Raw genomic sequence first — 17,643 nt, forward strand, 5'->3', positions numbered from 1 at the left:
CCACCATCATGGACAACCTCATCGACTGGTTCTACGGACAGGTGGTGGGCTTCCTCGGAAACTTCTTTTCCGTTATGGGCAACATGGGCGTGGAGCTGTTCGAGCTGGACTGGGTGCAGGCTATTGTCCTGTTTTTCTCCCAGCTGGGCTGGGCGCTGTTCGGCGTCAGCCTGGTGGTCTCCGGCTTCGAGTTTGGCATTGAATACTCCACAGGCCGGGGGAACCTCCGGCAGACCGCTCTCAACGCCGTCAAGGGTTTTCTATCCGTCAGCCTGTTCACTGTGGTTCCCGTCCGGCTCTACGCCCTGTCGGTGTCCTTGCAGGGAACCTTCGCCATGGGCCTGACCGGAGCCGGGACCAGCATTGGCACCGTGGGAGAGCGGATCATCGAGGAACTGACTAGCGTGGAGAGTCTTGCGGACATGGCGGGTGCGCCCAGCTTCGGACTCAGCGTCCTCACCAGTCCGATCATGCTGATCTTCTGCATCATTATGATGGCCTACGCTGTAATCAAGGTGTTTTTCGCCAATCTGAAACGGGGCGGCATCCTGCTCATCCAGATCGCCGTGGGAAGCCTCTATATGTTCAGCATCCCCAGAGGGTATGTGGACGGCTTTGTCCAGTGGATGAAGCAGGTCATCGGGCTTTGCCTGACGGCGTTTCTGCAATCCACGATCCTTGTGGCGGGATTGATGGTGTTCCGGGAAAACGCCCTGCTGGGGCTGGGCCTCATGCTCTCCGCGGGAGAGGTGCCCAGAATCGCCGGGACTTTCGGCCTGGACACCACCACCAGGGCCAACATCATGAGCGCCGTATACACCGCCCAGGCAGCCGTCAACACCACCAAGGCAGTGGCGGCAACAATCAAGTAGGACAGGAGAAGAAAAATGCTCACTATGGGAAGCCTCTTCGATGGGATCGGCGGCTTCCCACTGGCGGCGGTCCGGGCGGGGATTGACCCCCTTTGGGCCAGCGAGATCGAAGCCTTTCCCATCGAAGTAACGAAACACCATTTCCCCGACATGATCCATGTGGGGGACATCACCAAACTGGACGGGGCGAAGCTGCCGCCTGTGGACATGATCTGCGGCGGCAGCCCGTGCCAGGATCTCAGCGTGGCTGGAGCGAGGGCCGGTCTGAACGGTGCCCGCTCCGGCCTTTTTATGGAACAAATCCGTATTGTAAAGGAGATGCGAAATGCAGATTTGGAACGAGGACGGACAGGGCTCGCTGTTCGCCCCCGATGGATGTGCTGGGAAAATGTGCCCGGCGCGTTCAGCTCAGGGACCCCCAAGGGGGAGGATTTCCGCATTGTCCTGGAGGAGATCGTCCGAATTAAAAGCGATTCCGCTCATGTCTCTGGACCTTACCCCTGGGCATGGCAACCTGCTGGGCGAATCGTACTGGGAAATGACTTCTCCCTGGCTTGGCGGGTCTTCGATGCTCAATACTGGCCCCGCACCCCTCAGAGAAGAAGACGTATATTCCTTGTCGCAGATTTTGCAGGAAGATCCGCCCCGCAAATACTATTTAAGCAGGACAGCCTGCCTGGGTATTCTGCGCCGGGCCAGGGAACGGGGGAAGGAGCTGCCTCCCCAGCTGAAAACGGCGCTGATGGCTCAGGCGGGGCTGGTTCCACTGTCATTTCCGGCAGTTGAACCCATTGCCTTCGCCGCGAACCAGAGGGACGAGGTGCGGGATCTTCATGATGTAGCCGGTGCGCCGGGCGTACAACCCGGAATGAAACAGCAAACCTTTGTGGCGGACTGTCTCACACCTTGGGACACGCAGCAATCCCGCATCTTTACCCCGGAGAGCAAAGCCCCCACCCTGGCCAGCGCCGATGGAGGTGGAGGACGGAATCCTGGTGGGCTGCTGTTTGCGGCGGGCTTTTGCGCCGGCGCCAGCCCAGCCGCCGGAAGCATCGGCTATCAGGAGGAAGTATCGCCTACATTAAAAGCCTCCGCCAGCGGAAACATGATGCCCTCTGTCCTTTGCCTGAACGATCAGGGCGGAAGTGTTATGGAATGCTCTGAAGATGTGGCTGGGATGCTGCGGGCACAGGAGCATGGACACCAGCCGCTGGTACTTGGGATGCAGTGGGACCAGGAAGATATAGAGCTGCCCAAGACAGTCGAACTCTATGAAAATCATGGCATTGACGCCAGGTATACCGGCCCGCACAAGGTATCACCCACATTAACGAACCGCGGCGGCACCGGAGGCAACAATCTCCCGCTGATTGCCCAATCCGCTGAAGTACTCTGTATCCTGGGCAATACCGTAGACTGCGCGCCTGAGCACGGCGGACACGGTCTCGGCATTCAGGAGGGAATTGCCTATACATTGACCTCCGAACACCGCCACGCTGTCTTTACCAGGCAGCGATCAGACCAGTTCCAGGAAGGAGACGTTGCCTCCACGGAAAGCGCCCAGCAGGATAAGAACGCCACCGATCTCATCTATCAGGCAGCGGAGCAGTCTGACGCTCAGGAACCGGCTCTCTGCTGTGCTGCAGAACCGCCCAGGCTCATCCGGCGTCTGACGCCTTTGGAATGCGAGAGGCTCCAGGGTTTTCCCGATTTTTGGACAGACCTGTCCGGCGCGTCCGATTCCGCACGCTATAGGGCTTTGGGGAACTCGGTCGCAATTCCGTGTGTGGAGTATATTATGCGGGGCATCGCCATGGCGGTTTTGCCGAAGCAATAACATTGTCGGTTTCGCTTCCTTTGAAAAAGCTTCTTTGTTGGTATGTGTGAATAGCTATTGCCCGGCGTTTCCGATATACTTGCCCTACCACCCAGGAAAGGAGAGAACACCCGTGGCAGAAAATGTCAAAAATCTCTGTGCCCCTATTCCGGCGGAACTCCACGCGCAGCTCCGCCAGCGGCAGGAGGAGTCCGGCCAGACTCTGAGTCAGTACATGACCTGGCTCATCACCAAATTCTATGAATCGGAGGGAAAGACCACTATGAAAGAGAATCAGAGAACCGTAGCCTTCCAGGTTCCGACCGAGCTGTTCGAGCAGTTCAAGGACTACCTCAAGCGGAAGGGAGTCAAGCAGAACGCCTTCTTCCTGAACTGCATCCAGCAGGCGCTGGAGGAAGATTGTGATGAGGAGGGAACGCCGTGCTGACATGGGATGATAAGCCCGAGAAAGACCAGTCGGGGAAGATCCTCAGTATGACCTATATGGCCCGCATCCCCCACTGGGGCGAGGCCAGAGTCCATCCGCACATCCACCATCCCGGTGAGATGTTCCTGAACTGCCCTGGGCTGGGCATTAAAATGTACCCGCTTGGTAAGGTCTCAAACACAGATGCCCTAAATCTCGCTGAGACGGCACTGAAGAAAACACTGGAACAGCATGGGATCTGGTGCCTGGAGGCGCTGGCCGCCATCGGACTCCCAGAGGATTAGAGCAAAGGGGACGGCACTGCCGCCCCCTCTCAGTTTCAACCCTGCCGCGGTGGTTTTACGTTGACATCCGGGCTGATCGTCCCCTCAATAGCTCCATGCTCCGCCTCAAACTTTTTGATGCTCTCCCGAAAGGGTGTGTTGGCATGGACGGGTAAGTCCCTGAAGGACCTGGGGAGGCGGTCTCAGGATTCTGGATAGAACTGTTTCCCCTCCTCCGACAGCGCCGGGGTGCAGTAGCCGTTCATGTTATGCCGCCACATTTCTTTCAGACGCTCCTGGTTTTTTTCCAGGAATGGACGTATCACTTTTTTATCATCCCGCTTTAACGGCTGTTCCAAAGGTACATCTATCGGCTCCAGGGTATCCAGCGCATACCGGGCCTCCACTCCGCCTTTGGACACATGGACATGAGGCAGATGCTGATGGTTGTGCTCCTTGGAGCGCACAGTAAAGGTATAGCCCTGATTTTGCATTGATGCGCCGCCTACTTGAAACCATGCCAATTCCAGATGTTCTGTATTCAAATGGCGGCAGATATCTTTCAGGGATTTATCCTCATCCAGCCCCAGCATATAATCCTGATGCAGGATGTAAATATGCTCCCATGTAAAATTTTCCATACCCCAGTCTCCCAGGTTTTCCTGTATTTTCTGAGACTGTTTTATGTGTTCCATCAGTTCACCGGCTGTACAGATGCCGAGCCATTCCAAATCACCGCCAGTATAGGTCTGTTCAATAGTGTAGTTTGGCTCGTAGATCACGATTTTCTCAGTAAAGGTCCTCTCGCTCATTCCGCAGAAATAAAGATGAAAACAGATGCCCATATTGCTACCTCCTCAATGGTTAGAATTATAGCAAAAGGGGCGTCAATTTGGAAGATAGTCTTTTCGTACTCTGCGGGCGCGTATCTACGAGTTTACAGAATGCCTGCCAGAGTACAGCTGGTATGGGCAGGCCGCCCCGCTGAAACTCAGCATCACCATCATTGAAAATGCCGATCTCGTTCTGGCCTTCTGGGATGGCAGCTCCAAGGGCACAAAATATGTGATCGACAACTGCAAAAAACGAAATATCCCTGTACAAGTTTATCTGTCCGCCAAGTGAGGTGAATGACATTTCATGTACATCTATCCTGACAACCTGAGAGCGAAGCCCAAGCTGTGGCTGTGGGAACTGCGGGATGTGGCGGCCATTGGCATCGGCGCGCTGCTCTCCGTTCTGGCATTGGTCCAGGGCTGGGGAATGCTTCTGCTGGTGCTGACCGTACTCTACGCCTTTTTAAGCATCCGGGTGGAAGACGCCAGTATTCTGGATTTCCTCCGCAATGCCGTCTGCTTCCTTTTCCTGCACCAGCAATACTATCTGTGGGAGGAACGAAAATCTTGAATCGAAAACAGAAAAAAGAGCTGCGGCGGCATCTGTCCACCCGGCAGCTCATGGGGATCGACCAGCTCACCGAACACGGCCTGAAGACGGCCAGGGGTGAGCTGGTTTTTTATTTGGTCAGCCCGGACAACCTCTCTGTGCTGTCCACAGAGGGCGTCCGGGGCCGTGTCCGCGCCCTAACGGAGCTTCTGCGGGGCATGGAGGCGGTGGAGCTGCTGGCCCTGGACTCCCGTGAGTCCTTCCAGAGCAACAAGCACCACTATCAGGCCCGGCTGGAGCAGGAGGATCTACCCGCCCTGCGGGAGCTGCTGCGGCAGGACATGGGCCATCTGGACGAGATCCAGTCCACCACCGCCTCGGCGCGGGAGTTTGCTCTCGTTTACCGCCTGGATGACAAATCCACTGAGGATGCCGGGTACCTGAAACAACTGGAGAAGCGCATCCGGGACTGCGGCTTTCACGTCCGTATGGCGGAGGAGCAGGACATGATGCGCCTGCTGGCGGTGTACTACCAGCAGGACGTGACTACAGAGCAGTTTAACCATTTTGACGGAGGAAGGAGCGCCAATGGCTAAAAAACAGACAAAGAAAAAGGTGCGGACGGCAAAGTCTTCCACACCCCCGCCGCCCAAGGACTTTCTGGACATGATCGCCCCCGCCGCCGTGAAATTCAACACGGACAGCTATATCCTGGGCGGGGCTTACCACTGCACCCTGGCCCTGCGGGGCTATCCCACCAGCACAGAAGAGCTGGCTCTGCTCCAGCACCTGGGCGAGAAAAGCGGCGTGACCCTCCATATCTATGCCCGCCAGGTCACGCCGGCTGAGGAAAACGCCATCCTCCACAACGCCACGAACCGCAGCCGCATGGAGCGAGGCAACACCAACGACATGAAGCAGAGCATTACAGCGGAGGCCAACCTCCAGGACGTGGCCGCGCTGATCACCACCATGCACCGCAACCGGGAGCCGCTGGAACACTGTGCCGTGTTCATTGAGCTCTCCGCCAGAGACGCGGACGGCCTGCGCTCCCTGCGGGACGATGTGCTGGCGGAACTCACCCGCTCCAAACTGAACGCCGACCGCATCCTCCTGCGCCAGCGGGAGGGCTTTTTAGCGTCCAACCCTGCTGGAAGCAACGTCTTCGGCTCCCTGTATGAGCGGGTTCTGCCCGCTTCCAGCGTGGCAAATCTCTTCCCTTTCAACTACTCCGGCAAGAACGATCCCAACGGCTTCTACATTGGCAGGGACCGCTACGGCTCCAACATCATTGTGGATCTGGACCGCCGCGCTGAGGACAAGACTACCGCCAGCGTCCTCATTCTGGGCAACTCCGGCCAAGGCAAGAGCTACCTGCTGAAGCTGCTCCTGTGCAACATTCTGGAGAGCGGCAAATCCGCCATTTGTTTGGACCCCGAGCATGAACTCATCGATTTGTGTGCCAATCTGGGCGGGTGCTTCGCTGACCTTATGAGCGGGCAGTACATCATCAATCCGCTGGAACCCAAGCTGTGGGATACCGAGGGGGAAGAAAATGGGGCCCCCGGCGAAATTCAGCGAAGCGGTTTCACTGGGGAGAGGAGGAATAGCGGAATGAGCGAGTTCTCACCGTTAGGCGAGAACGAGGGATATGTAGCTTATGACGACGATGAGGCTCCGGCAGCCTTCCGACAGCGAACCCGCCTGAGCCAACACGTCTCCTTCCTCAAGGACTTCTTCCGAGCCTATAAGGATTTTTCTGACCGCCACATCGACACCATTGAGTTGATGCTGGAGCGGCTGTACAAGAACTGGGGTATGAACAACCACACCAACTTCCAGTCTATGCGGCCCGAGGATTTTCCAATCCTCTCCGACCTCTATGATGTGATTGAGGACGCCTACCGGCACTATGACCGGGAGGAAAACCCGCTGTACCCGCGGGAGCTTTTGCAGGAAGTCCTGCTGGGCCTCCATTCCATGTGCCGGGGCGCCGAAAGCAAGTTCTTCAACGGCCATACCAACATCACCAGTTCCCGCTTTCTGGTCTTCGGGGTGAAGGGGCTCCTTCAGGCCAGCCGGAACGTCAAGGACGCCATGCTGTTCAATGTCCTCTCCTATCTCAGCGACAAGCTGCTGACCGAGGGAAACACAGTGGCCACGCTGGACGAGCTGTACATCTGGCTCTCCAACGTGACAACCATTGAGTATATCCGCAACACCCTCAAACGGGTGCGCAAAAAGGAATCGTCCCTGATCCTCGCCTCGCAGAACCTCGAGGACTTTGACGTGGACGGCATCCGGGAGCTGACCCGGCCCCTCTTCGCCATCCCCACCCACCAATTCCTCTTCAACGCTGGCAGTGTGGATAAGCGGTTCTACATGGACAACCTCCAGCTGGAGGAGTCCGAGTTTGAGCTGATTCGCTATCCCCAGCGGGGCGTCTGCCTCTACAAGTGCGGCAACGAGCGGTATCTGCTGGAGGTACACGCCCCGCCCCACAAGGCGGAATTGTTTGGAAAAGCGGGTGGGCGGTAATGGAAAAAGAGTGGTTGAACACACAGCAGTGTTTGAATAGAGTAATTACAATGGATCTGTTCCCTGAACGGTTTCCTGAGCTGACTGAAGATCAGATTGCGCGTCTTAGAGATACGCTGGAAGTGATTGAACAGGCACTTGATGATGTGGCGGACATTCTACAGAGTGAACAGGAGCAGACTGCGGGCGGTATGGGAATGGTTATGGGGCCGTGAGCTGGATATCCAGAATGTCCTCAATCAAAATTCGCTCTCCCCCCAGCAGGATCAGGACGCCCTCAAAATCGTCAATTTTCCTTATCTGACCGGTGGTGGTAACATACGCACCCCCGGTTTTCCGTTTGTCTGGCCGAAACCAGGTCAAGGTCACCTGCGGGTGGCTGTCGAGACGGTCCGCCAGCCTCTGCAGCTTCGTGTCTAAAAGAGCCTTTTCATCCTCCGTCAATTCCACCCGTTCCTCCGTCAGCCTGGCCGTCTCATGGACCGCATCCTCATAGCCGGTCAGAGCCCGGAAGGGCATGAACTGCGCCGCCCGGTCGAGCATGGGCATCTGAGGACGGGAGGCGGAGATATGGTGCGGCAGATCGATGATATCATCGTATTTCCCCATTACGCTTTATGCCCTCCGATCTGCTCATTGCGGCTCTTGGCAGTAGCGCCCTCCTTCAGGTTCATGCCTTTGAGGATTGCGTTTTTGCCGTATTTTTTCTTGATATCCAGCAGGGTCCGCTGTACCTTCTTTTCCCGCTCCAGGTCAGCGGTCTCCTGGGCCTCCCGCTCCTGCTTTGCGGCGTAGTCCGTAAACAGGTCCAGCTGCTCCACGGCCTTCTTGCCGGGAGCGGACTCCTCATCCGTCACCCGCGCGGCGGTGAGATAGAGACGGCGCACCAGCAGCTTCCGGTCGATGATACGGTCAAACAGCTCCAACGCGGCGGTGATAATGCGCCGTGTGGAGGCGGTGTACTCCTCCAGGTTGGCGGTGCCGTGGGCGTGCTTGGGAATAGAGCGCCCATAGCGGTCCTTTGTGACTTCGCCCTGATATGTGCGGCCTTTCAGATTCTCAATATCATAACCCACCGTCAGCACCAGCTGATCTGTCACCAGGCCCTTGTCCACCAGATCCAGCGCCAGCTGATCCGCCATCTCCCGCACCACCAGCCTGGCCTTGTCATAGCTGTAGGGACATTGCAGGACCTGCCCGGAACCAACGCTCCTGCTCTCCGGCTTGTATGCCTTGATGTCCGCCATGGTGCAGGGCTCCCAGCCCCAGGCGTGGTCGATCAGCAGCTCGGCGTTGACGCCGAACAGCCGGTAGAGCAGATCTTCGTCCGTCAGAGAGCAGCGGGCAATATCACCCATGGTGTAAATGCCGTGGGCCTCCAGCTTTCTGGTGTAGCCGCCGCCCACCCGCCAGAAATCGGTAAGAGGACGGTGATCCCACAACAGGCGGCGGTAAGTGCGTTCGTCCAGCTTGGCAATACGGACGCCGTTCACGTCCGGGTGGATGTGCTTTGCCACAATATCCATGGCCACCTTACAGAGATACAGGTTGGTGCCGATCCCCGCCGTGGCCGTGATACCGGTGGTCTCCAGCACATCCAGGATGATCCTCATGGCAAGCTGCCGGGCATTGCATTTGTACGTGTCCAGGTAGTTGGTCACGTCCATCAGCACCTCGTCAATCGAATAATTGTGGATGTCCTCGGGCGCGATGTATTTCAGGTACACGTTGTAGACCCTGGTGCTCCACTCCATGTAATGGGCCATCCGGGGCGGAGCCACGATGTAGTCCACCGCCAGGCCAGGGTCTGCTTTCAGTTCCGTATCGCTGAAGGAGGCGCCGCTGAACTTCCGCCCCGGTGCGGAGCGGAGCCGCTGGGCGTTGACCTCCTTGACCCGCTGAACTACCTCGAACAGCCGCGCCCTGCCGGAGATGCCCCAGGCTTTCAGGCTGGGGGTGACCGCCAGGCAGATGGTCTTCTCCGTCCGGCTCAGGTCCGCCACCACAAGGTTGGTGGTCAGGGGATCGAGGCCGCGCTCAACGCACTCCACGGATGCGTAGAAGCTCTTGAGATCAATGGCGAGATACGTTCGCTCTTTCACAGTGCGGCCTCCTTTCCCTATATCATCCTACTTTTATCATAGCATACCCAACTCCGGCCGGACAAGCCAAAATCATACAGGGAGGAATCAAAATGAATGTAATTGAACTGGAGCGTTGGAAACCCTCTGAGGAGGACCCCCGTAAGCTGGAGTACGCGGGCCAGCCCATGGCCCAGGAGGTGTTCGAGGAGCTGAAGTGCCGTCTGGAGAGCATGGGATACCTGCCGGACGAGTATTTTCTCTTGGACGACCACTGGAAGAATGGCCGGAATATCCCCAAGGGGGCCGACATCTTCTGCACCACCGATTATGGCGCCAGCGAGGGAGTATATCTGGACGTGTACCTCAAGTGGTATGACGAGAACCAGAAAAAGAGCATCACCAGGAGCTTTATCACCGGCAAGACCCTGGGCGAGAACGGGAACGACCTGGACCGGATGTTCCTGATCTCCTCCGCCATCACCAAGGCGTTCCACGGCGACCACGCCACCCACGCCCGGTACATGAAGATCGGCGGTGTGGAGGACGATACTGGCGGCAGCGTGGTGCATCTCAGCCAGCAGGAGCAGAAGGTTATCATCAAGGCGCTGGTGGAGCAGCGGGAGCGGCAGGAGCAGGCCATGTCCCAGACCGAGCAGCTCCTGCGCCGTATGACCGGCAGCATCACGGAGTACGTCAACACAGTAGGGATGCGGCCCCTGCGGATGAGCGGCTATGACAAGGCGATCCTCGCCATTCAGGATGGGGAGATGTCCGTCTTTCAGGAACTCTGCCCCAAGGTGCTGGCGGAACATACGGACGATCTTCTCATTGCGGCAGCGGGACGCCCCGGCGAAGTGGGACGCAGGATGATGGCGCTGGTGCTTGCCAATGACGTGCGCTTTTCTGAAGATGTTTACCGCGCTGCCTGTCAGAAAGCGGTGGACATCGCGGATGGGGACCGAGTGCGGCTCCTGCTGACTGCGGCGGATCACTACGTGCCGGAGCTGTCTCCGTCCTTCCATGGAGAAATGGCAAGCTATGCCCACACGGATCACCGCTTCATTGCCACAGAGATCATCAAGCATTGCAGTGAAGAGCAGATCGCCGCCGCACCGCCCCGTCTTCTGGAGCAGTTCGCCGCAGATCATGACCACCGCACACTGTCTGCGCTGGTGGAGAAAGGAATCTCCGGAGGCTCCAGCGCCTGGAGGGCGCTTCACATGCTGACCTATGAGGGCCGAGACAGCTGGATCGCGGAGGAGCTTCTGAAAAAGAGAATGTGGGTGGAGACCGACGACTACGGCGCCCTCCACGCCTGCGTCCAGAACGACGCCGTTGACGTGTGCAAGCTGCTGCTGGACGGCGGGATAGACTTTGACGTCTATCAGCAGTGGGCGAAGAACCACCCTTGCGATGGTCATGAGAAGACCATGCAGGCTCTGGAGGATCATTGGTCCGAGATCCAAACGAAAATGGCACAGGTCCCCGCCCAGGAGAATGGGGGAATGACCTTTGGCTGATCCCATCCTGCTGGCAAAAGCGGCGGACGCTGTTCTCTCCGATGAAAAGACCCGGAAAGCGGCTGGCTGGGCACTGGCAGCCATTCTCTCACCGCTCATCCTGCTCATCGCCTTTTTCTGTGCCCTGGGTTCCGGAGCCGCGGATCACAATATCTCCGCCGTGGAGTTGTGCTTTTATGATACCGCCGCCATCCCGGCGAATACCCCGGAGGAGTACCGGGCCTGCATTGAGGCTATGCGTACCAGCTTCGGTCAGCTGGACACTGCCATCGCCGCCATCAACGAGAATACAGAAGAAGAAAATCGCCTTGACGATATACGCGTCAAGGCGATTTTTTATACTCTGTACTTCGGCACCGAATCTCACGGAGACGCACAAACCTTTGTGGACTGCTTCGTCACTTACGAGGAGCGTACCCGCACCGTCCCCGTGGAGGGCAGCGACCCTCCCGCGGAGACGGAGGAGATCTACAGGGTGGCCATCCCCATTGAGGATCTTGGGACCGTCTGGCGGAACATCGCCGCCATGGGCGTAACGCCCACCGCCGAACAGCAGGCCAATGCGGACAGCATCTACAACCTGATCCGATACGGCGCTGCGGGAGGCGGCAGCGGCTTCGCCGGTTCGGATGTCCCCTTCATCGGCGCGGACGGCTTCTGCTCTCCCATTGGGGAGAACTGGCGAAACGTGGTCACCTCGGAGTTTGGCTACCGCCGCGACCCTTTCACCGGCGAGCGGCGGGGGCACAGCGGAATGGATCTGGCTGTACCCACGGGAACCTCCGTCCGCGCCGCCCTGCCGGGGACCGTGACCGTGTCCACCTACAACCAAGGCGGCTACGGGTACTATGTGATGATCGACCACGGCGGCGGACTCGCCACCCTGTACGGCCATTGCTCCCAGCTGCTGGCGCGGGTGGGCCAGACGGTGGAAGCCGGAGACGTGATCGCCCTCTCCGGTTCCACCGGGCGCTCCACCGGCCCCCACCTCCACTTCGAGGTACGGGTCAACGGGGAGCGGACCAATCCCCGCAGCTATTTGCCATAAACGCAGAGAGAGGAGGAACGCACGATGAAATTCAAAGCAAACTTTGTGGAGAAGCCGGCCAATTTCCAGATGGACGACTGCCAGATCGAAAAGGTGGTAGAGCTATCCCATGAGGATTTCTGTCGGCTGAAGATCACACCTCTGGCAAATCAGCCATTCCTTGCGGAACACAAGAAATATATGTTCAGCCGGGACGGTGTGATCCACTGCCTGCTGGCGCTGGGCCAGGGCAGCAACGATGGGATACTCGTTGATGCGGAACAGTATGACTGCGCCCGTCTCGCGGCCTATATCCCCGGAATGCGGGACATCGTCAACGCCAAGATGGATCGGGCGGCGGATTTTATCATCCGGTGGGGCACGGAGAACACCGCCAGCGGAAGCTGGTGTGTCTATTTCGAGGATCTGGAGGAGCATCTCGATCTGACAGTCCGGGAGGGCAGCGGCTTTGACTCTATGCTCCGAGCCGCGCTGAAACGCTGTCCCGAGGTGGCGGCGGTGGATATGCACGACGGCTGTATCAAGATGGAGTACCACCCGGAATACTGCCGGCAGCTCAACGGTGTCTCGAAAAACGAAGCGTTGGGGCCGCGCCTGAAAGAGATTCTCCCTGTGCTGGCGGGCGGTGGCCTGACGCTCCTCACTCATGAAGAGACGGACTATGTCGTGCTGCCGGAAAAACTGCTGAAACTCAACGCCGCCGGGCAGGAGGATTACGCCGCCCTGCTGGACGCACGGGTAGCGGAGATCGTCCCCGGCCCGGAGGGAACCGAGGTGGTGCTCACTGAGGTGGCCCCGGAAGAGCTGGTGAGATTCAACGAAGCCCACGAGGCGGAGCGGGCCATGGGCCCCGCCATGGGAGGACGCTATGGACCGATTTGATATTAGCCGTGTCGCCATGGGGCTCACCACATACGCCATTGAGCGGCAAAACGGTTTTGAGAGACATCAGCCGGAGGACTCTCCCCCTTGGCAGGAACAGCGCCGGTTCTGGACGGACGCCACCCTCCAGGGCATGGCAAGACTGGATGGGCTGACGCCCGACCCAAAGCTGATGGAGCAGTATGATCTTGAACTGGAGCAGGCCCGCGGCTGTTATTTTACCGTTCCGGCCACACAGCAGATGCAGAAGGATACCATCCGAGAGCTACGGCGCTTCATCGCCGTGCTGGAGGCTGCCGGTGATGACCGCCGACGCCAGATCAATGTGGTGCGGGAGCTGCTGGAAGATATGTCTCTCCACCCCCACTGGTGGAATGGAAAGGACAACGGCCTTGAACGCGCCCGTGACGAGGCGGACCTGGCGCTCCAGCGCATGACCGCACAGATGCCTATCCGCTTTACCCGCGTTCTTCTGGGCGGCGATGCCGGACCCCACTGGGCCAGCGGTTTTGTCTCCGGCGCCGTGACTGATGCCGAGTCGGTCAAGCAGGCTCCGGTGTATCAAGATGCGGTTCGGAAATACCCGGAGGTTACGGACTGGCCCGCCCTCTGCACCGTCTATGTGGGGCACGGCCTGTCCTCCGCTCTGGGAACGGTGGACGCCTCCAGCTTCGATCTGGAGATTATGAACCGGGCAGGGGACAGCTTTCTCAAGGAGCAGGGTGTCCGCTGTGTGGGTGGTCCCCATCAGATGGTTGTCCCCGCCGGGCCGGCACAGAGTCAGGACAGCCCCGCTCCTCTTCAAATGGGGCTCAATATGTAAAGCAGGAGGAACCAACACAATGGAGAAAAATGAGATCACGCTGTCTTTTGACGGCGAGAGAATGCGCGCTCTGACGATTTATCTGAAAAAGGAAAACACCACGGTGCAGGAGAAGATGGATGAGGCCATGCGGATGCTCTACGAGAAGTCGGTGCCCGAACCGGTACGGGAGTATCTGGATATCATATCCGCCCCCGCCGCCCGGCCCAAGCGCCCGCCCCGCCCCAGCCAGCCCAAGGCGGCCGTGCCCAGTCCGACAACTGATCCTGTAAAATCAGAGAAGGAGGGTACCGTATGAGCGGTGATGTACAACTGGAGCTATGGATGAACGAGTATGAGCTGGACGCGCTGGCCGCTGCGCTGGCGCGGGAGGATACTACCGTAGAACAGCGGATGCTGGATGCGCTCACGGAGCTGTATGTGGCACGGGTGCCTCGTGAAACCCGGCAGGAAATCAGTGCCCGCATTAAAGAGGAGCTGGCAGCGCGGGATGCGGAAATGGAGGCGTCTCGGAAATGCGCGGTGTTCCATGTACGGGAGAATGGCCGGGAGGAGTATTTCCGGCTGGATCAAAATCAGGAGCTGCTGGATACTGCCCGCACTCTGCGGCGGTATCTGCGGCAGGAACCGGGAGCGGACTCCGGTTCCTTTTCGGAACTGTTCCCCAGACGGGAGGCGATCACCCCTGATGAGTTCGAGCGGCTGGTCCTTCTCCGCATGGAGAACACCGGCAAGGTCACCGGCGCATTTGAGATTGACTTTGACAAACGGGAGTTCTCCGCTGTTCACATCATGGATGGCTGGAAGACGTTCGCCATAGGGGACGTATCCGTCGCCGCATATTACGCCTTCCGCAAGGAGGGGCTTAATACGGATGGGCGGTACAGAGTCCTGATGGACAAACTGGACGGCAGAGAGATCACATCCGCAGGTCACCTCTCCGCAAGGGAGATTTCTTTTGCGGAGGAGATCAGCGAGATCAACGGCCTGCTGAATTTCTACATGGAGACCGGCTTCAACGTAGACGCGGTGTTCGGCACACACGTCTGCACCAGCGAGAACGATGACACTCTGAACGTGTACGCCAACTACGACTGCTCCGCCGGGCAGGTCTGCGATGAGCTGGAGGTCGACCTGCACCGGGCAGATGGACGTGAGGAGTCTCTTCCGTACACGCTCAACGCCGCGGAAAAAGAAGTCCTGCTGCGGAAGATGGACGCCTACTGCCAGGAACAGACCGGGCAGACGCTGAGGGACTACAGCGCCCAGCTGATGGCGGACGACATGGCGCCGCCCACCCAGCCCTTGATGTGACGATGGCTTTTGCGTCTATGTAAACCGGCAACCCAATTTTTCGTTGGCTTTGCTGAATAGCTTTCCCGGCAAAGCTGTGCCATTGTGTTGACAGCCGCCAGCGGCGGCACAAAATAGAAACAGGAGGAACAAGCAGCATGACAACTGAGAGAGCGCAAGAACTTCAGGTAAGGATCACCAAGGAGGCCCTGGCCCTGATGGTCATCCACGGCGAGAGCGTCAGCACCGCTCCCAGCGAGGAGGACGTCAGCGTGGCCCACTTCGAGGAAGCCGTCACCCTGATCGGTAAGGCGTGGAACCTCCCCGCCGGGGACACCACAGAGAGCCTCGACCTCATCGAGAGGGAGAAGGACGTCCTCCGCAGGATCGCCGCTGGCGAAAGCGCCAGTCACGTCCTGCCGGAATCGGAACTCCCCATGAACGCCACTGGCATGGAGACGCTGGACAACGTGTGGGACCTCTTCGAGACCGCCGTCCAGATGGATGACCGGGAGCAGCGCACAGCGATGTTCAAGCTGGCCAGTGAGCTGGCGGAGTGCCAGAACCTGCTGGACTGGATTGAGAAAACAGCTGCGGAACGTAAGCTGCCGGAGATTGCCGCCGGCTGAGACCCCCAGGAAGCGGGGCCGGCTCACGAGGACGGGCTGGCCCCGCTCTCTCGGTAGTACGATTAAAATAAGGACGGTGATATAACTATGGAAAGAACTGATTTCGAGCGGCAGATCAACGCGCTGATTCCCCGGCCCGACCCGGAAACCACCGCGGAACTATTTGAATTTGGGCAGGAGCTTGGCGAGACAGCCGAATGCTATGGCGTCCGGGCGCTCCTCACCAGTCTGCAGTTCATCGCCCGGAATTTTGACAGGCAGACGCTCCAGGGTGCCTACGAGATCATCCAGCACGGGTTCGCGGCGCTGCCCGGTGAGATGATAGCCGCGGCGGTCTATCTGCAAAACGGATGCACGCCCCAGCATGCGGCGGAGATGGCGGAGACGGGAATGCTCATGTGTTTCCATCAGCCGGACAGCGCGAACGAATCCAGCCCGTTGGCCCTCTGCACAGTGATAGAGAACGGCACCTCACGCGAATTTCACACACTGCACTTTGGCGGCTTTGATCCGGAGACAACCCTGCGGGCTGCGCAGGAGTACGCACAGATCCACCGCTCCTCCGTGGCCGGCGCACTGCTGTTTCTCACCACAGACATGGAGATAAAGCTGGGCGGCGGATACAAGAAGATTTTAGTAAGCGGAGAGCCTGATATGACCAAGGCTTTGTCCGCCATCTTCCGCCGCTGTCCCGCGGTGGCCGCACACCTGACCTTCGACGTCGACCGCGGTCAGGCGGAGGTGGAGTACAACCCGCTGTGGCTGGAGCTGCGTCAGAAGCAGGAGCCCGAGCAGGGCGGGATGCAGCTGACGGTGTAGCGGAGTGTGCCAGGGGCCGTTCCCGATGCGGAGCGGCCCTCGCTCTTATTCCCCTGCTGTGTGCCGTAACAGCGCCCGTGTGCCGCGCTCTGTCCGGAAGGGCGCATCCCTGACCACCGCGCCCATTGCGCCGCCCTGTGGCGGCTCTGTGGCCAAGTGTTCAGCGCATCCGTTCCCCCGGCACTCAGCTGAACCCACCCTCCGATTTGTTTGCAGGATAAAGGCAGGTGGTCGCTTTTGCGCCCACCTGCCGCTCACACCGCCCCGCAACGCGGGTCGGGGACAGGGACGAGGTGGTCGGTTTGGACCCCTGTTGGCTGTGGCAGGTGGTCGGAAACGGAAATAACAGAGGAAAAACCGCCCGGTTTCAGCCTTTTGCAAGGTGGCTGTGCCGGGTGGTTTCTGCAGAAAATGGAGGAATTTCCCTATGAGAAGAAAACAGCCCGTTTCGGTGGAACCGGGCAGTCCCACTGAAATCAAGACCCGCATCCCCGTCTGGCTGTACCCCTCCACGCTGGAGGTGATGGACCGGGCGGCGGAGACGGCGGGGGGCAAGAGCCGCAGCGAGTATCTGGAAAAGGCCGCGCTGTTCTATGCCGGTTACGTCTCCGGGCAAGACGCCACCGCCTACCTGCCGCCCGCGCTGGCCTCCGTCCTGCGGGGTACGGTACAGGACACGGAGAACCGGATCTGCCGTCTGCTCTTCAAGCTGGCGGTGGAGCTGGACATGGTGATGAACGTGCTGGCGGCGGGGATGGAGATCAGCGACGACGCGCTCCGCAGTCTCCGGGGCCGGTGCGTCCAGAACGTGAAGAAGACCAGCGGCAGCATCACCCTGGACAAGGCGGTGGAGTACCAGAGAGGCGGTGCGTGATATGGCATGGACTGCTGTCCATGAGAAACTGCTGGAGAAAGTGAACCAGGAAATGGATGTGTATGCCCGCAGCATGTGGGATCTTCCCGGCCATGCCGTCTTCGGCAAAGCAGATGAGATCGCCGCTATGGGCTTCTGCTGCAATCAATTGGTGGGACATCTCCACGACTATTCTATGAAAAGTGTGGAGCTGCTCCTGCAATATGAGAAACCGCTGGAGACAGTGTGCTGTCACTGGATGGCGGAACAGGGCGTGGATCTCGAAGCTGAGTTCGACCATGTCTTTCGTGAGTGGGGATACGAGGAACCGGAGTCCGGCATGGACGTGCCCGGTATGTCCTGATACAG

The 17,643-nt window shown here is 58.8% G+C and carries 20 protein-coding genes and 1 pseudogene; 18 read left to right on the forward strand and 3 right to left on the reverse strand.

The window, feature by feature from the left end:
• Window positions 1–8: 8 nt before the first annotated feature.
• The 4 genes and pseudogenes from C816_RS02180 (at window position 9) to C816_RS02195 (ending at window position 3,420) form a co-directional block, all read left to right on the forward strand.
• Window positions 9–872, forward strand: a complete 864-nt coding sequence (locus C816_RS02180) for a conjugal transfer protein TrbL family protein (protein ID WP_016320768.1) — start codon at window positions 9–11, stop codon at window positions 870–872.
• 15 nt (window positions 873–887) lie between these two features.
• A pseudogene (locus C816_RS02185) lies at window positions 888–2,709 on the forward strand (DNA cytosine methyltransferase).
• A 112-nt stretch (window positions 2,710–2,821) separates the two neighbouring features.
• Complete coding sequence (locus C816_RS02190) at window positions 2,822–3,136, forward strand: hypothetical protein (RefSeq protein ID WP_016320770.1); 315 nt, start codon at window positions 2,822–2,824, stop codon at window positions 3,134–3,136.
• Entirely contained in the window at window positions 3,130–3,420 is a 291-nt protein-coding gene (locus C816_RS02195; protein ID WP_016320771.1) for a hypothetical protein, read from the forward strand. The genes C816_RS02190 and C816_RS02195 overlap by 7 nt, the downstream gene beginning before the upstream one ends.
• Before the next feature lie 182 nt (window positions 3,421–3,602).
• Here C816_RS02195 and C816_RS02200 read toward each other — a convergent pair whose 3' ends face one another.
• Window positions 3,603–4,244, reverse strand: coding sequence for a DUF4160 domain-containing protein (locus tag C816_RS02200; RefSeq protein WP_016320772.1), 642 nt, complete (start codon window positions 4,242–4,244; stop codon window positions 3,603–3,605).
• A 295-nt stretch (window positions 4,245–4,539) separates the two neighbouring features.
• On the opposite strand from C816_RS02200, the gene C816_RS02210 reads away from it, so the two are divergent.
• From C816_RS02210 to C816_RS02225, 4 genes are read left to right on the forward strand one after another with little or no spacing between them, the layout of a single operon-like run.
• Window positions 4,540–4,806, forward strand: coding sequence for a hypothetical protein (locus tag C816_RS02210; RefSeq protein WP_016320773.1), 267 nt, complete (start codon window positions 4,540–4,542; stop codon window positions 4,804–4,806).
• Window positions 4,803–5,381, forward strand: a complete 579-nt coding sequence (locus C816_RS02215; protein ID WP_016320774.1) for a hypothetical protein — start codon at window positions 4,803–4,805, stop codon at window positions 5,379–5,381. The genes C816_RS02210 and C816_RS02215 overlap by 4 nt, the downstream gene beginning before the upstream one ends.
• A complete protein-coding gene (locus C816_RS24685; RefSeq protein ID WP_016320775.1) occupies window positions 5,374–7,323 on the forward strand; it encodes a VirB4 family type IV secretion system protein in 1,950 nt (649 codons plus the stop codon). Before C816_RS02215 ends, C816_RS24685 begins: the two co-directional genes overlap by 8 nt.
• Window positions 7,323–7,538: a hypothetical protein gene (locus C816_RS02225; protein WP_016320776.1), complete on the forward strand. Its 216-nt coding sequence runs from the start codon at window positions 7,323–7,325 to the stop codon at window positions 7,536–7,538. Before C816_RS24685 ends, C816_RS02225 begins: the two co-directional genes overlap by 1 nt.
• Here the strand turns inward: C816_RS02225 and C816_RS02230 are convergent.
• Window positions 7,525–7,932 carry a YolD-like family protein gene (locus tag C816_RS02230; protein WP_016320777.1) on the reverse strand — a complete coding sequence of 136 codons (408 nt, stop codon included), beginning with the start codon at window positions 7,930–7,932 and terminating at the stop codon, window positions 7,525–7,527. The genes C816_RS02225 and C816_RS02230 overlap by 14 nt on opposite strands.
• Window positions 7,932–9,425, reverse strand: coding sequence for a Y-family DNA polymerase (locus C816_RS02235; RefSeq protein ID WP_016320778.1), 1,494 nt, complete (start codon window positions 9,423–9,425; stop codon window positions 7,932–7,934). Before C816_RS02235 ends, C816_RS02230 begins: the two co-directional genes overlap by 1 nt.
• Before the next feature lie 92 nt (window positions 9,426–9,517).
• On the opposite strand from C816_RS02235, the gene C816_RS02240 reads away from it, so the two are divergent.
• The 10 genes from C816_RS02240 (at window position 9,518) to C816_RS02285 (ending at window position 17,638) form a co-directional block, all read left to right on the forward strand.
• Window positions 9,518–10,927, forward strand: a complete 1,410-nt coding sequence (locus C816_RS02240) for an ankyrin repeat domain-containing protein (protein ID WP_016320779.1) — start codon at window positions 9,518–9,520, stop codon at window positions 10,925–10,927.
• On the forward strand, window positions 10,920–11,975 hold the full coding sequence (locus tag C816_RS02245) for a M23 family metallopeptidase (RefSeq protein WP_016320780.1): 1,056 nt from the start codon (window positions 10,920–10,922) through the stop codon (window positions 11,973–11,975). Before C816_RS02240 ends, C816_RS02245 begins: the two co-directional genes overlap by 8 nt.
• 24 nt (window positions 11,976–11,999) lie before the next feature.
• The gene (locus C816_RS21485) at window positions 12,000–12,857 is read left to right on the forward strand and encodes a DUF6329 domain-containing protein (RefSeq protein WP_016320781.1); all 858 of its coding nucleotides are present in this window, start codon (window positions 12,000–12,002) and stop codon (window positions 12,855–12,857) included.
• Window positions 12,844–13,680: a hypothetical protein gene (locus C816_RS02255; RefSeq protein WP_016320782.1), complete on the forward strand. Its 837-nt coding sequence runs from the start codon at window positions 12,844–12,846 to the stop codon at window positions 13,678–13,680. Before C816_RS21485 ends, C816_RS02255 begins: the two co-directional genes overlap by 14 nt.
• A gap of 19 nt (window positions 13,681–13,699) precedes the next feature.
• A complete protein-coding gene (locus C816_RS02260; RefSeq protein ID WP_016320783.1) occupies window positions 13,700–13,978 on the forward strand; it encodes a DUF6103 family protein in 279 nt (92 codons plus the stop codon).
• Window positions 13,975–14,994: a hypothetical protein gene (locus C816_RS02265; RefSeq protein ID WP_016320784.1), complete on the forward strand. Its 1,020-nt coding sequence runs from the start codon at window positions 13,975–13,977 to the stop codon at window positions 14,992–14,994. Before C816_RS02260 ends, C816_RS02265 begins: the two co-directional genes overlap by 4 nt.
• 137 nt (window positions 14,995–15,131) lie before the next feature.
• Window positions 15,132–15,602: a hypothetical protein gene (locus C816_RS02270; protein WP_016320785.1), complete on the forward strand. Its 471-nt coding sequence runs from the start codon at window positions 15,132–15,134 to the stop codon at window positions 15,600–15,602.
• An 87-nt stretch (window positions 15,603–15,689) separates the two neighbouring features.
• Window positions 15,690–16,421: a hypothetical protein gene (locus tag C816_RS02275; protein WP_016320786.1), complete on the forward strand. Its 732-nt coding sequence runs from the start codon at window positions 15,690–15,692 to the stop codon at window positions 16,419–16,421.
• Between the two features lie 427 nt (window positions 16,422–16,848).
• The gene (locus tag C816_RS02280; RefSeq protein WP_016320787.1) at window positions 16,849–17,295 is read left to right on the forward strand and encodes a hypothetical protein; all 447 of its coding nucleotides are present in this window, start codon (window positions 16,849–16,851) and stop codon (window positions 17,293–17,295) included.
• Between the two features lies 1 nt (window position 17,296).
• Window positions 17,297–17,638: a hypothetical protein gene (locus C816_RS02285; RefSeq protein WP_016320788.1), complete on the forward strand. Its 342-nt coding sequence runs from the start codon at window positions 17,297–17,299 to the stop codon at window positions 17,636–17,638.
• Window positions 17,639–17,643 lie beyond the last annotated feature (5 nt).

Source organism: Oscillibacter sp. 1-3 (genome assembly GCF_000403435.2).
In the GTDB taxonomy this organism is placed as follows: Bacteria; Bacillota; Clostridia; order Oscillospirales; family Oscillospiraceae; genus Oscillibacter.